Here is a 13,977-nt window from a genome sequence, read left to right as displayed (position 1 = left end):
ACTAGTTCTAGCCTCTTATTGTTTCCGACATTACGCTAAAACGTGCGTTAAAACCGACTTTTATTCCACTCCCGACCGTTTAAATTTGAAGAAGACCTAACTTCATCAGAAATTAGGTCCACATGCTTTCCACTGGTTATTCACTTAGTTAATACTTTTCAAACTTTAGCGACGTAATTGAAGTCCCAATAATAATTGACGTGCTCCTAGATAACAGAGATAGGTTAGCAATATCGAGGTAGCAAATAAAGGCCATGGATTTGCGCCAGTAGTTGATAGTCCTAATAAAATTTGCATAATCTTTGCAAATATAGGCTGTAGCGTCGCACCCAACGTATTAAATACAATTATCAATGCAACAATAATAATTCCCAACAGCCACTTGCCCAAACTACTTAGACGGACCCATAGACTGGCAAAAAGGAAACCAATACTACTATAAAGTAATGTTTCAACAAAGTAACCCAGAACGATGGTTATTTGAAAAACTAATGAATGCTGAAAATAACCTTTGTATAGGGCTAAATTTGTTGCCGGTGTAATGGCCATAAAATGATCGAAAATCAATTCAATAGTCATTAAGCTCATAACAAATGCGGCATCAATAACAAAGCCTAAAATTAACAGCCTAACAATTTGTTGACGGGAATAACCATTTTGTAATAAGAACCGATATGGACCGCCAACTGCTTGACAGCCTAGAATTAGAACAACAATCTGCAACGTTCCAAAAATGCCACTAGCTTTCCAACCATGAGTAAAATAAGCAATCCCACTAAATAAAGCCAGTAAAATCAAGCAAGTCACAGCGATTACTTTCATACAATAATTTAAATAATACCGTATTCCCGCGCGCGTTCTAGTTGTCATTGACCGCTACCTCCGTTGTTGTTAGATGAATAAATAATTCCTGTAAGGCAACTTTTTCTAATTTAACGACATCTGGCAAAATTTTGGTTTCATCTAGGTCACCTAAAACATAGACAACTTTAAGCCCACCTAATCTATCGCTGCCAATTACACGCACATTTTCTGTGTAATCATCAACTACTTTTGCCGGTCCACTAACTGCGTGACTTTGTTCTAACAATGATTCAGTTGATTGATTAACGAGCAATTCGCCATGCGCCAAAATAAAAACGTGGTCGATTAAATGTTCAATCTCACCAATTAAGTGCGTGGCAATCACAAAGGTACGGGGGCGCTGCGTATAGCTTTCGATCAGTGCCTGATAGAATAAATCACGGTAATTAGCGTCCAGACCTAAAACAGGTTCATCTAAAAAAATAAAATCGGCCGGCACGCAAAGCGCCACAATTAATTTAAAAATCGTTCGATAACCAGTTGAAAGATGACCAATTCGCTGGTGTGGTGCAAGTCCAAATTGATCTAATAGCTTAGTCGCAAAAACTTGATCAAAATGATCATAAAACTTGTTGGTCCAGTCAAGTGCTTGCTGCACACGCATTGAATTAGGGTATAAATCAGTCTCACTCATTAAAAATAGTCTAGCCGCTAATTCCGGCTGCTTTCGGATATCCATATTTGCAAATTTAACTTGACCTGCATCAGCGAAGATTTGATTAGTCATAATCTTAAAAAGTGTACTTTTACCCATGCCGTTGCGTCCCAATAGACCATAAATACCAGATGCCCCTAATTCAAAGGACACTTGATTTAAAATCTGGTGGTGGTGAAAGCTTTTACTGATTTGCTCAACTTTGAGTGTGCTCATCCGAATATCCCTCCATTATCATTTGCTCTAATTCCTCGGCCGTAATATTCAGCGCCTTTGCGGCCGTAATAAACTGGTGAACATCGCGCTGCAAAAAATGGGTTCTTCGCTGCTGTTGCAGCTGTTGATGCGCACCAGCAGTAACAAACATTCCCAGCCCCCGTCTTTTTTCTAACAGTCCCTTCTCAACCAATTGATTCATTCCCTTCAAAATAGTTGCCGGATTGACGTTAAATTGCTTTGAAATTTCTGTTGTTGAAGGAACTTGACTTCCTTCGGCAAAGGCGCCGGTAAAAATAGCAGCCTCAAGTTGTTCAGCAATTTGTCGGTAAATTGGTTCTTCATTAGTAAAATGAAATTCCACGGTCACACCTCGCTTTTAATTAACTGGTAAGCTGGTTAACTACTTATGTAACTAACTATATAGGTTGAATAATTAATTGTCAACTTTAATCGGTTAACCACGGCCAACAGAATTAAATACTAACCGGTCTAAAAACCATTTTCTGGATATTTCTACAATTAGACAAAGAAGAATTAATTTCAATTAAATACAGATCCATTTTTAAATTGAAATTCTAAATTTGAATGTCATTTTGCTAAATTTTTTATGTCCTTTTATTTTCCATTAGAAAAAAATGAATCCATTTGTAAATTCCTATTTCCAGTGAGAGTACCTAAAAAGGCAACCTTAATTTCCGAAAACCTAGAATTAAGGTTGCCTCTTAATTATCGTAGAAAACATTATTCTCAGTATTATGTTTAAAAATGACCCAGAACACTTCTTAAATAAACGCGCAATTGAAAAATAATCTAACGAGCAAATCTTGCCTTTAGTACTGGCCAAAGTGCCCGCAGTATAATGTAGCCAACTATTACACCAACAAGTGCACTGAGGAAAAAGCTAGGTATGAATACCCACAAAGCACCAGTCGTGCCTAGAAAAAGTGCTGCTAACGGGTAGGCGACTAGTGCACCCAGAATACCAGTTCCAATTAATTCACCTAAGGCCGCCGCCAACAAATTCTTAAACCAACGATAACAGTACCCAACGCAGAGGGCGCCAATCATACTACCAGGGAAGGCCAGCAAGGTTCCAGTGCCTAGCATGTTGCGTAATAGTGACGTTAAAAAGGCCTGGGCAACCGCGTAGTACGGACCTACGAGCACACCACTAATTAAATTAATCAAATGCTGTGTTGGCGCAACTCGTGCTGGTCCAATTGGAAATTCAAATAAATTACCCCCAACTACCGCAATGGCCGTTAGCAACGCTGTCAAAACTAATTTTTGATTCCGTGTTTGCCGCATAAAAAAGACTCCCATCCATAAAATCACTAGGAGTCTCGTTAACGTTGTCCATTGGCACAACAAAATATAACCAGTACACTTCCCTTCGCTAGTCCTAACTAGAGCAGGTTTAAAGGGTTTGACCACGGTCATCTCAGCAACTAAGCACCCCTAGTGAATTATTTTATTGTTATTAGTATACCTAAATCACTTGGTAAATGATAGCGCTAACGTAAAATTAGCAACCATGTTACCATAGTTACAAACTGAGACGAAAGCTATCAAGTCAATGTTATCCCAAAATAATTGCTTTTTTTCCATAAAATTCGGCTCTATACTTTTTCCTGTTGATAGTTTACAAATGGTAAACTATTAACAGGATTTTTGTGCAGAAAAAGAGCTCACAGCTCTCATCCAAAAATCTACCCACCACAAGTATCATTTGAAAGGATATGAGAAAACCGTGAACCCTATAGACAATCATATAAAATTTGCGCTCAGTATTAAAGACCCAAATGTCATTTTTTTCGATTATGGTTACGAATACAAACAAAACAGACGAATTAAAGTCTATCGCGCAACTGTCAAGACCGGCCTTGAACGTTGCCCCCAGTGTGGCTTTGATCAGTTCAATCATAATGGTCACTACCTTTCCCGGGTGACCTACCTAGCCGCCAACGCCAGTGAGCCGGTGTACCTAGAACTGCATAAAGAGCGCCTGCTTTGTAAAAACTGTGGGACTAGTGTGATGGCAACGACCGAGCTAGTTGATAAATATTGCAATATCTCCCGGGCAACTCGCCAAAAGATCTTTATGCATTTACAAGATGATCGGACCCAAAAGAGTATTGCTTGTGACAATAATGTCTCACCCAGTACTGTTTGTCGCTACCTAGATAAATATGATGATCTCTTTCGCCGGAATTACAACTATCTGCCAGAACATTTAGCGATGGATGAAGTACGTGGTGTTGGCGGTGTCCTGCACTTTATTTGTATTAACGGTGCTGGTGATCATGAAATTCAACAGATCCTGCCGGATCGGTTGAAACAAAACATTATAGCTTACTTTAAGCAGTTTCCGCTCAGCGTGCGTCAGCGCGTTAAAACCGTGACTTTAGACCTTAATAGTTACTACCAAGACATTGTTAAAGTCGTATTCCCCAACGCTAAGATCATCGTCGATCGGTTTCACATTATCGCCATGATGACCAGAGCGTTCAACCAAAGTCGCGTGCAGCTTATGAAACAATATTCTAAACGGACCAAAGAATATCGGATCCTAAAATTCGCTTGGAAACTGTACTTAAAACATTGTGATGACCTGGAGGTTAAACAATTATTTTATGATCGCCATCTGCGCCAACAAGTAACCCAGCAAGAACGCGTTCAGTTGGGTCTTGAGCTTGATGAAACGTTAGCGAACACCTACACCATCATGCAAGGCATCATGACTTGTCTAAAAAATTACGATAAAGATGGGCTCGTGATCTATTTATATCACAATGAGCAACTCAGTCCCAAAATGAAGGCCACACTAATCACTTTCAAGAAAAACCTAGAGATCATCCTCAATGCCAGTGAATCAAAGTATTCGAACGGTCCCATTGAAGGCATCAATCGCATGATCAAACAGATCCAGCGAACGGCCTTTGGTTTTCGCAACTATCACCATTTAGTTTCACGGATCAAACTACAACAAATGCGCACCAAACCAAATAAAAAAACAGCATTAGAAGTTGCCTAACTTCTAACACTGTAAAATTGGCTATCAACAGGATTTGACAGAGAGCCTAAAATTCACGTCCTAAGTCTAATTTTAGTAAAAATTAGCCACAAAAAGACACCTTACCTTCCAAAGATAGAGAGCAAAAGTGTCTTTTCGTGTGTTTACGGCTACTTCGCTACTACCGCGTACTGTTGTTCCAACACTTGTTGTAAGTACAACGCTAAATGCTCGTGAGCAAAGATTTGGGCCTTGCTTTCGGCTTGATCATTATAATTTGTATTAGTGTTTACGTCGTACACATATTTTTGGTGATTGGCGTCTTCTACCCACTCCACCGCAGCCACATCTAGCCGGTTGGCCGTTAAGAATTGTTCATAGGCACTTTGCTGCTGCGCTGCTAGTGGTGCAATAATTTTAAACTTGGATTCAGAAACGTTAGGAAGTTGGCACTCATCCGCTGGGCAAAGCTCAAACCCTTGACTAGAATCAATTGCTACTGTGTAAAGAAACTTACGACCAATGAATTCTGAGCGGCGAATGCGACCATCAATTGGTTTAATCCTGAATTATTCACCATAAGTTCTCCAAGTACAGTGTCACCCCGGTATCATGGGCGGTACTGTGTTTTTTATTTTTCACCTTTTTAGTGCAGAAAAAGAACCTCCGATTTGGTATAGTTGATTCACCACAAGTCAGCTATCCACCCAAAGAAAGAGGTCCTTCTCATGGCAACTTTACCGGGAAAACGAGTTAATTTCAATCCTAAATTACATATTTCGCACACTGGTGGTGAACTTTCCACTGATGCTGGGCTAGTGTTGGTCAAAGAATTAATGGCGCAACTCAATTTCACGACCTTAGCGTATCAATTAGTCCATTTTGATGACCAGCGCCATTACGCTCGTTACAGCAACGTTAGTCTACTAGAACAGGTCGTGCTGCAGTTGATCGCCGGTTACCCGGCCGATCTAGCTGCCACCAGTTTGCGCAATGACCCCACATTTAAATTACTATTGGCACAACCGCAATTGGCCTCACAACCGTCATTATCCCGTTTTTGGCAACGCTGTGACGAGCAGACCATCACCTCATTACAAACGTTGAATCAAGCATTGCTTGACCAAGCGTGGACTGGCGCCAAGCAACAACAGCTGATCCTCGATATTGACTCGACTCACGCCGATACTCATGGTCATCAGGAAAAAACGGCCTTTAATGCGCATTACGGTACCACGGGTTACCATCCGCTGGTCGCTTTTGACGGGCAAACGGGCCACTGTTTAAAGGCTCAATTGCGCCCAGGTAATGTTTATACCAGTACGGATATTGCCCCCTTTATCACACCACTACTACAGCACTATCATCAAGTCAAACCGAACGCTGATATCTTGGTCCGCGGGGATAGTGGCTTTGCGACTCCAGAATTATACGAAACTTGTGAAGCCAACGACACTTTTTACTTGATCCGCCTGAAAGCCAATCGGCGGCTGAACCAACTGGCTGAACGTTTTGTTCAGATCAGTGATGAGCAGAATTGGACTGAGACCGAGGTCCATTATTATCGCGCGTCTTATCAAGCCCGATCATGGTCTAAGCCGCGCCAGATCTATATTAAATCAACTCGACCAGCTGGTGAATTGTTATTTCAACATGAATACCTCGTGTCCAATTTAACGAGTTTTGTCGCCGAAGATGCATTTCACGCCTATCACCAACGGGGTCAAATGGAAAACTATATCAAGGAAGCCAAGGCTGGCTTTTACCTGGATAAAATGACTAGCTCGCAATTTATACCAAATTATGCCCGCATGATGCTCAGTGTCCTCGCTTATAATTTAGTCAGCTTGATGCGCCAATTGTTGCCTGTACAACATCAGCGATTACAGGTTACAACCTTGCGCTTATGGCTGTTTAAAGTAGCGGGTAAGCTGGTGACCAGCGGCCGGCAACTTTATCTAAAATTAAGCCGCCACCACGTCTATCAGGATTTGTTTTATCAACTGTTAGCTCGAATCCAAGCGCTACAGTGGGGCTAAACTGGTGCAAAAAATCAAAAAAAGTCGGTTCGGCCAAGGGGCAAGTATGCTCAAAATTGAGGATCAAAAATTTATCCAGCCCCATAATTTGGTAGCCTTTAGCAAAAACAGTACATCTTGGTTTGACTACGCCATAGCAGCACGAGAATTGGTCCAAAATTGTGCGGTATGCCGATATTAAACCTCGTATGAATAATTCGGGTTAATGTATTGTTGCAGTAACGTGATTCCATCAACTGGTTCCTCAAAATCGGTGCTGTTAACGTAGCGTTCTAATTCAGCGATTGAATCAAAACGGTGCACACCAGCACCTTTACCGGCCCGATTATGTTTAGTGATCAGCGGAAAAATATTCAATTGCTGGGCGGCCGCCACTAGTTTTTCTTTACCGAGAACGGCAATTGTTTTTGGTGTTTTGATATTACTTTGCTGCAGGGCCAAATACTGTCTGACCTTGCTAATCTCCAAATCAATGGCATTGGAACCGTTAAGAACAATGCGGTGATTGTCTTCCAGCCACTTAATCACTTGTTGCCCAAACTCCGGCGTAAAGCGATGATTACGGGTATGAGCTGACGCTGAAATTCGATTATAAAAAATTCCTTCCGGTGGCGTACTGGTTAAATCCAAAACACCAGTAGCGAGATCCCATAATTCGTACGGAATAGCGTTTCGTTCTAACCAGGTAACTAAATGTTGGGTCCATTCCAAATTTTCGTGTAAAACGTAAACTTTTGGTTGTTTTGCAGTCATATTAATTCCTCCAATATAATTAAATTAAGTCGGCCTAACTAAGGGCCGCTACCAAATACTAATTTTTCGCAACTTTAACAATTGACTGTGGAATTTTTACTGTTTTAGATTGCGCATCCAGTGCTTTAGCCGCCAAGGCATTGCCTAAGACGTTTAAGGCTGTCCGACCCGCGTTAGCAAAGAAATCAACGGCAAAGATCAACGCCACGCCTTCCTTAGGTAACCCTAGCTGTGAGGCCGTGGCCAGTAATACGACTACGGCCCCAGACGGAACAGTCGCAATGGTTTTGCTGATAAAAGTCAACAACAGCGTAATCGTCAACAGTGAGGTCAAAGACATGGTCACCCCATAACTATTGGCAATAAAGGCCACGGCAATGGCTAAATAGACCGCCGCACCCTCTAAATTGAAGGTGTAACCTAGTGGTACAACAAAGTCAGTAACGGTGGCAGATGTGCCGGTTTGCTTTAAACGTTCCAATAATTTTGGTAATACGACGCTGGAACTACCGGAGAAAAAGGCCAAGGAAAATAAATCCTGAATACTACGGAAAGTTTGAAAATAAGGAACTTTGAAAAATAAGGCGATCAGTGGAAAAACAATTAAGGCCAAGGCTAGATAACCGATATACAGGCCACCAATAAAGTTAACCAGGGAATACAGTTTCCCAGCGCCAACTGTATTAATATCATGAGCAATGATTCCAAAAATTCCAATTGGTGATAGTTTGATGACAAAATCAGTAATTTTATAAATTGCCTTGATCCAAATATCGAATAACTTCAGTAACGGCGCCGCATTTTTTGGTCCATAAGCACCTAAGCCAAGCCCTAAAACAATGGCGAAAAAGATGACGGATAACAGATTATTATCTGAAAAGGCCGCAAACAGATTTGCTGGAACAATATTAGCGATAAAGGTCCATAAATTGACCTTCGTGGCGATTCCTTTTAACGTCTGTGTACCGGCACCACTTTGAAGACTGGTGCCAAATTTGAAATAATAACCAGCTGCTAAATACACTAAAATAATCACTGTGGTGACAACGAAAAAGTAAACAAAAGTTTTCAACAGAAGTTTACCAAAAGATTTTTGCGTAAAAATCTGCACTACCGCTACCACCACCGTGGGAAAAATTAGCGGTAAAATCACCATGGTAATCGCATTGATGAATAGTGTCCCCAATAAATTATAGAAATTATCGGCTGCGGGGATGAATTTCCCTAAAATAATACCTAAAACTAAAGCAATTAATAATTGATACGGTAACGTAATTTTTTTAATGGTCTGCATCGTTCAAACCTACTTTCGTATTGTCTGTTGTTTCAAATTATTTACAACAGACAACACATGGCCGTGTCACTACGGGAACTTCCCCGCCATAAAATTAACCATTTATTAACTGGATTGATTCGTAAGCGGCTCATATGAGGCCCTCCTTTTATGCAAGTAATTGCGTGATTGGTACTAATCGATCCCCTGAAAAATGAGCACCATCGAAAATAATCGTTGGTAGACTGGTAATGCCTTCAGCAGTAATTGCCTGATCAATCTGGGTCAGTACTTCTTGGGTAACAACTCGGTCGACCTTGAATTTAGTGGTCACAAATTTATTAACATCAATTGCGGCGTTTAAATCCGCCTGCTGCGCATAAACTGCCGCAATGAACTTCAAGGCCGCTTGAGGTTCGGTATAATCCACAAACTTATTGGCCTCATTACCATTGGCCAAATCGGCTACTGGTTTATTCCAAAATTTAATTTCAAGTTGAATCTGACCAGCCTGAACCGCTTGAAGCAGCACTTGCTGATTGGCCAGGTACCATTGTCGACTATCTGGACAACCTAAATTTAAAATTGCGGTGACTTGATGTTTCGCTGTCGTTTTTCCAAAATCAAGTGCCGCTGCGACACCTAGATGCTTTTTACTCATTATTAACCAATCCCTCTCATGAAAATTTAACAACTAACTAAAAAACGGTTCTACAATATCTGTTGTTGGTAATAGATTTTCATCTATTACTGATGACAGATTTTTTATTTATGGCTAGAATAAAAAAGCGGACATTTCCTGTCCGTTCATCCAAGTCAACCACCACGAAGATTTTTCAGAAAGAAGGAAATGCCCTATGTGTCATGATACTACAAAATTATTATTAGGAATAGCTGACGAGAACCTAAAAATTACTGACGGTGAAACTGGAGAAGACGGGGTTATTCGCTTAACTGGCCACTTGGATTACACGCCGAAGGCTTGTCCCAAGTGCGGGATTATCAATGATCAAAAGATTATTAACTACGGCTGGCGCAATACCACTATCAGATTCTCGAAGGTTCTGAGCAACACCGTCATCTTAGCCTTAAAGCGCCGCTATTTCCACTGTAAAGAATGTCACGGCAACTTTCTTGCACAAACATTGGCAGTTCCGAAACACTGTACAATTTCAAACACCAGCCGCAAAGAATGCCTAGAGAAGCTCGGTGAACCGGTCTCTTTGAAGCACATTGCCAATGAAGTATCGGCATCAGATTCATTTGTGGGCCGCCAGTTAATGCGCGCTGAACGAGACTTTCAAACCAATTGGCACTATTTACCAGAGATCATCTTAATGGATGAGGTGAAGAGTACCAAGAGCGCTACTGGTGCCATGAGCTTTGAGTTCATGAATGGCGAAACCCATGAATTAATCGACTTACTCCCTTATCGAACCATCAATAAACTAGAGAAGTATTTTTACCGCTTCGATCAAGCTGCCCGAGAAAACGTCAAAATTATTGTGACTGATATGAATTATACCTACCCCAAGCTTGTGCAGACCGTGTTCCCCAATGCCATGGTGGTCATGGACAAGTTTCATATTATCAACGCCCTAAATCGGGCGTTTAACAAAACCAGAATCAAGGTGATGAAGAAGTTTACCCCGTCTTCTCGCGAATTTCACGCCCTTAAGCGCTACTGGAAGCTGTTGTTAGTACCAACTGAACAGCTTAACTTTGAACAATTCAAAAAGTGGACTAATTTTCCTTACTGGATGGCTGCCACCGATGTTGTCCATCAGCTGTTATCGTTGGATTCAGAACTAGAACAAACTTATCAAGTCTTAAACAGCGTCCGGTCAGCTGTCCAACATCAAGATTGGCATAACTACAATGCGGCATTTTGGAATAACAAAACGTATTCTGAAGAAATGAAGAACACGATTAAAACACTTGAAAGCCATCATGATGAGATTCGTAACACCTTTACCACACACTATTCAAATGGTCCTTTGGAAGGTTCTAATAATAAAATCAAGGCGATCAAACGAGCCAGTTTTGGCTATCGCAGCTTCTGGAGGTTTAGAACTCGAGTACTATACGTTTTCAAAATCAAAACAAAAAGAGCCCTAATCACGAAGTGATTAGAACTCGAAATATGGATTCACCAACAACAGTTGACGAAGAGCCTAAAAAACGCCCCTGCAAATTAATGCAGGGACGATCATTTCGTGGTACCACCCAGATTTGTAACCAGCTTTACAACTGGTCACCTTAAAAGCACAAACATGCTTGGAGTTATAACGTGCCCTAACGTGCTAGTAGCTTACACCACTGACAAGACTCTGGACTCATGTTCAGTTTTGCTTTTGATCTGCCCTTTCACCAACGACAGTCGCTAATAATCAATTCACAAAGCTTACTCTTTCCATCAACATCTTTTTTAATTAAAATCTAATTTTTATTGAGTATAAGAGCTTTACTTATAAATGTCAACTAGCTAATTCAAACTTTTAAACAATCAAGCAGATTTTAATTAGTGAAATCAGGAAGCTTGGGCAAAACGCCTCAATTTCACTTTGTCCTGACAGACCATTATTAAGATTGCGGTTGCAGCATTAGTCAGACCAAATTAGTTAGAAAACATTTGACTGTCATTCAAACAATACCCAAACTCTAAATATTAGCCCGAAATCTGAGCCAAACACACTATTCGTTAATCCAATTTTCTGCCTGTGCGTAAAGTTTCTTAATATCAGCGGGGCGGTCAATCCCTAACAAATCAGGACTAATTTCGCCACCAGCGTTTTTTCGCGTGTAAGCCAAATAACGGTAAGAACGACGAAGACCCACTAGGTCCTTAGGATCAACTTTTAAATCAGTGCCTGGAATTGCCGGGTGTAAATTATCGCTTTCGTTAATTGAAATCATTGTGGCAATTTTCCAAACACCATTACGCTTTTCAACGTGGTAAATTAACCGACGAAAGGATTCTAGTTCGGCTTCAGCACCGTTCACCGTTAACCACATGTACGTAGTCGTAGGAAATTCTACGTAAGCGCGCTGACCATTTTGGTGAATCGTCGGTATACTCATACGACCAACAATCATGGTTTGATCGCTAACCTCAGTTGGCTGGCCATTGATAAATGAAGCTACACTGCCACTTTGCCAACTTGTCTGAATCGTTGCGTCAGGATAATAACAATCAGCCAATTCCTTAACGTGTCGCACTCGATACTGCCGTTCTCGAGCAACTAACTGACTAATTTCCGCATAATCATTCATCTAAAAACCTCCTAATTATTAATCGGGCTTAAAAGCCACCTAGAGATATTTTCTAACTCTTGTAAATGGTCGGTGTTGGGAAAAATGGTTAGATTCTACTTCACAATTGAGGATTATTGGCCCAAATCGCTAATAATTTTGCTATGCCATCTAATGTCCATTCAACTACTACTTCGCAATGACAGTTAGTTATTTGCAAAGAACGCAAATAACTCATGATGCTTCGAATGTTGCCTATTCTTGTGGCAAAAACAAGGAACACAGTTATAAAGTCCATAACTGCTCGCAACTAAGTTCGCCTCGGTCACCGCAAGAACTAGCAAGGCAAAGAGCTCGAAGTTGAACCATAGCAATCCCCAGGAATCCGCTTTTTCAAACAACTCCTTATACCAAACAGGTAAAACCGTAATCGATCTGCTCACCAGCACTGCCAAATAGGTTACTTGTTCTAGCTATTACTGTTAGTTAGGCCACGTAAAAAATTAGAAAACATAAAAAAAGTTATTTGTATGTTTTACAAATAACTTTCTATTACTATAAGATAGTAGCCCAATTACTATTAAGAAACAAGGTGTCCGTTTATTGAAAGAATCCACACCTGAAATGGAAATGTACCAGTCCAGAGTAAATACTCTTTTCAACGCTTACTGACTACTTTTTCTGTGCCAGTTCATCTTTTAAGCGTTGATTTTCTTCGCGCATCTTACGGCTCTTACGGTGCATGATGAACCAGATGAGTCCACCAAGTATTAGTAAGATACCAAATCCAATTAGCGTGTACAGCAATGTGTGGTCAGGCTTAATTGAAACGTCTCTTTTATTCAATTTATCGGCCGTTTTGCCACTAATCGTAAACTGCTTCTTGAAGTACCAGGTGTGGCCCTTAGATTTAGCTATAATATCCATTTGATAAGTTCCCGCCTTCAAACGCTCACCGTTCAACCGTAATGGATAGCTAAAAACAGAATTCGGTGCTAATTGTAAATTCGTACTCTTCTGTTGATAGATTTTCTTGCCATTTTGTAAAACTTTTGCGTTAACGGAAAACTTATTAATGTACATTGCCGAAACGTTGCGTAACTCCGACGTAATCACGTTACGGTAATTAGTTTGTGTAGCGGTAACTTTACCTAGTTTGAGTTGCGGTGTAATCTTCTTAGTCAATTGTTGCAGCACAATGCCAAGGAGGTAGGCGTATTGATTTTGTACGGTAGTCCCTTTTTTCTGCTTTTTTTGAGCATCAAGTTGATTTTGATCTTGTAGTCTCAGACCACCGGCGATAACTCCCCTAAAGGCGCGATTAGGCATCGTCACATTCAATTTAAGCTGCTTAGTTTCATGTGGCGCTAAGGTCAATGTCTTCTCAGTAGGTTGAACGTAGTCAGCAATTTTATACTTCAAAGTTTTATCAGACTTAGCAATTCCCTTATTATACTCAACTACCCCGTTTAAGTTCGTTGTCGCTTGACTAACAGTTGGTCTTATTTTTACTTCTTTGGCCGTGCTGTTATTCACAGTTACGCTTATTTGTTGTTTTTGCCCAGGATTGAGCTTAAGATCAAAGTAATTAACGGTTCGATCAACTTGATTATCAGGCAAATTGGCCTGAACACCAAAAGTTAACTCGTTGGCTGCCGCTGGTTGAACTACAACGAACAATCCAATTAACAGGAACAATCCAATTAGCCAATTTTTTTTCCGTAACAAAGTCAATCACTTCTTCCTCAATGACAATTTAATTTTTACTGATTAGCGTGTCTCGAAATTATTTTTCAACGAATTTAGCGTGGACGTGACTAAAAGGCCTGTTTAGTTACTGATCCCCCAAACGATCCATTTTGCAAATTATTGGCGGATTTAAGCTAAACCTGAATGGCCATTTAGTCAC

11 protein-coding genes, 2 pseudogenes and 1 riboswitch are annotated in these 13,977 nt (G+C 40.6%); of the genes and pseudogenes, 3 read left to right on the top strand and 10 right to left on the bottom strand.

Annotated elements, in window-relative coordinates; all coding sequences use genetic code 11:
- Window positions 1–165: 165 nt before the first annotated feature.
- From AYR53_RS09085 to thiW, 4 genes are all read right to left on the bottom strand, one after another.
- Window positions 166–870, bottom strand: coding sequence for a hypothetical protein (locus AYR53_RS09085; protein ID WP_068224328.1), 705 nt, complete (start codon window positions 868–870; stop codon window positions 166–168).
- Window positions 860–1,735, bottom strand: a complete 876-nt coding sequence (locus AYR53_RS09080; RefSeq protein ID WP_068280657.1) for an ATP-binding cassette domain-containing protein — start codon at window positions 1,733–1,735, stop codon at window positions 860–862. The genes AYR53_RS09085 and AYR53_RS09080 overlap by 11 nt, the downstream gene beginning before the upstream one ends.
- Window positions 1,716–2,099: a GntR family transcriptional regulator gene (locus tag AYR53_RS09075; RefSeq protein ID WP_068224333.1), complete on the bottom strand. Its 384-nt coding sequence runs from the start codon at window positions 2,097–2,099 to the stop codon at window positions 1,716–1,718. The genes AYR53_RS09080 and AYR53_RS09075 overlap by 20 nt, the downstream gene beginning before the upstream one ends.
- A 449-nt stretch (window positions 2,100–2,548) precedes the next feature.
- Window positions 2,549–3,046 (bottom strand): energy coupling factor transporter S component ThiW, encoded by a 498-nt coding sequence (gene thiW / locus AYR53_RS09070; protein ID WP_068224335.1) that lies wholly within the window; start codon window positions 3,044–3,046, stop codon window positions 2,549–2,551.
- A 63-nt stretch (window positions 3,047–3,109) separates the two neighbouring features.
- A riboswitch (TPP riboswitch) is annotated at window positions 3,110–3,208 on the bottom strand.
- 280 nt (window positions 3,209–3,488) lie between these two features.
- Here thiW and AYR53_RS09065 point away from each other — a divergent pair.
- Entirely contained in the window at window positions 3,489–4,772 is a 1,284-nt protein-coding gene (locus AYR53_RS09065) for an ISL3 family transposase (RefSeq protein WP_068224565.1), read from the top strand.
- Window positions 4,773–4,921: 149 nt separating this feature from the next.
- On the opposite strand, the pseudogene AYR53_RS13790 reads toward AYR53_RS09065, so the two are convergent.
- Window positions 4,922–5,314, bottom strand: a pseudogene (locus AYR53_RS13790) (ATP-grasp domain-containing protein); the annotation flags it as partial.
- Between the two features lie 165 nt (window positions 5,315–5,479).
- On the opposite strand from AYR53_RS13790, the gene AYR53_RS09060 reads away from it, so the two are divergent.
- Complete coding sequence (locus tag AYR53_RS09060; protein ID WP_068279064.1) at window positions 5,480–6,790, top strand: IS1380 family transposase; 1,311 nt, start codon at window positions 5,480–5,482, stop codon at window positions 6,788–6,790.
- Window positions 6,791–6,988: 198 nt separating this feature from the next.
- Here the strand turns inward: AYR53_RS09060 and AYR53_RS09055 are convergent.
- The 3 genes and pseudogenes from AYR53_RS09055 to AYR53_RS09045 all read right to left on the bottom strand — a co-directional run.
- Window positions 6,989–7,543, bottom strand: a pseudogene (locus AYR53_RS09055) (ATP-grasp domain-containing protein); the annotation flags it as partial.
- Between the two features lie 58 nt (window positions 7,544–7,601).
- Entirely contained in the window at window positions 7,602–8,837 is a 1,236-nt protein-coding gene (locus AYR53_RS09050) for a dicarboxylate/amino acid:cation symporter (protein WP_068280662.1), read from the bottom strand.
- 148 nt (window positions 8,838–8,985) lie between these two features.
- Window positions 8,986–9,477 (bottom strand): thioredoxin domain-containing protein, encoded by a 492-nt coding sequence (locus AYR53_RS09045; protein WP_068280663.1) that lies wholly within the window; start codon window positions 9,475–9,477, stop codon window positions 8,986–8,988.
- A 196-nt stretch (window positions 9,478–9,673) separates the two neighbouring features.
- Between AYR53_RS09045 and AYR53_RS09040 the strand changes: the two genes are divergently transcribed.
- Window positions 9,674–10,945 (top strand): ISL3 family transposase, encoded by a 1,272-nt coding sequence (locus tag AYR53_RS09040; protein ID WP_068279055.1) that lies wholly within the window; start codon window positions 9,674–9,676, stop codon window positions 10,943–10,945.
- Window positions 10,946–11,510: 565 nt separating this feature from the next.
- On the opposite strand, the gene AYR53_RS09035 is transcribed toward AYR53_RS09040, so the two are convergent.
- Together AYR53_RS09035 and AYR53_RS09030 are read right to left on the bottom strand one after the other, a co-directional pair.
- Window positions 11,511–12,089, bottom strand: coding sequence for a nuclear transport factor 2 family protein (locus AYR53_RS09035; protein ID WP_068224347.1), 579 nt, complete (start codon window positions 12,087–12,089; stop codon window positions 11,511–11,513).
- Between the two features lie 651 nt (window positions 12,090–12,740).
- Complete coding sequence (locus tag AYR53_RS09030) at window positions 12,741–13,796, bottom strand: WxLIP family cell surface protein (RefSeq protein WP_068281277.1); 1,056 nt, start codon at window positions 13,794–13,796, stop codon at window positions 12,741–12,743.
- Window positions 13,797–13,977: the final 181 nt, after the last annotated feature.

The sequence above is a fragment of the Loigolactobacillus backii genome (genome assembly GCF_001663675.1).
In the GTDB taxonomy this organism is placed as follows: Bacteria; Bacillota; Bacilli; order Lactobacillales; family Lactobacillaceae; genus Loigolactobacillus; species Loigolactobacillus backii.
Note: the sequence above shows the minus strand (reverse complement) of the source record. Positions and strands in the feature narration are given on the sequence as shown.

Bases quoted from the DNA above. Each gene is read 5' to 3' on its own strand.
- AYR53_RS09050 (WP_068280662.1), bottom strand. From the start codon at position 8,837: ATGCAGACCATTAAAAAAATTACGTTACCGTATCAATTATTAATTGCT.
- AYR53_RS09045 (WP_068280663.1), bottom strand. From the start codon at position 9,477: ATGAGTAAAAAGCATCTAGGTGTCGCAGCGGCACTTGATTTTGGAAAA.
- thiW (WP_068224335.1), bottom strand. From the start codon at position 3,046: ATGCGGCAAACACGGAATCAAAAATTAGTTTTGACAGCGTTGCTAACG.
- AYR53_RS09035 (WP_068224347.1), bottom strand. From the start codon at position 12,089: ATGAATGATTATGCGGAAATTAGTCAGTTAGTTGCTCGAGAACGGCAG.
- AYR53_RS09080 (WP_068280657.1), bottom strand. From the start codon at position 1,735: ATGAGCACACTCAAAGTTGAGCAAATCAGTAAAAGCTTTCACCACCAC.
- AYR53_RS09060 (WP_068279064.1), top strand. From the start codon at position 5,480: ATGGCAACTTTACCGGGAAAACGAGTTAATTTCAATCCTAAATTACAT.
- AYR53_RS09085 (WP_068224328.1), bottom strand. From the start codon at position 870: ATGACAACTAGAACGCGCGCGGGAATACGGTATTATTTAAATTATTGT.
- AYR53_RS09040 (WP_068279055.1), top strand. From the start codon at position 9,674: ATGTGTCATGATACTACAAAATTATTATTAGGAATAGCTGACGAGAAC.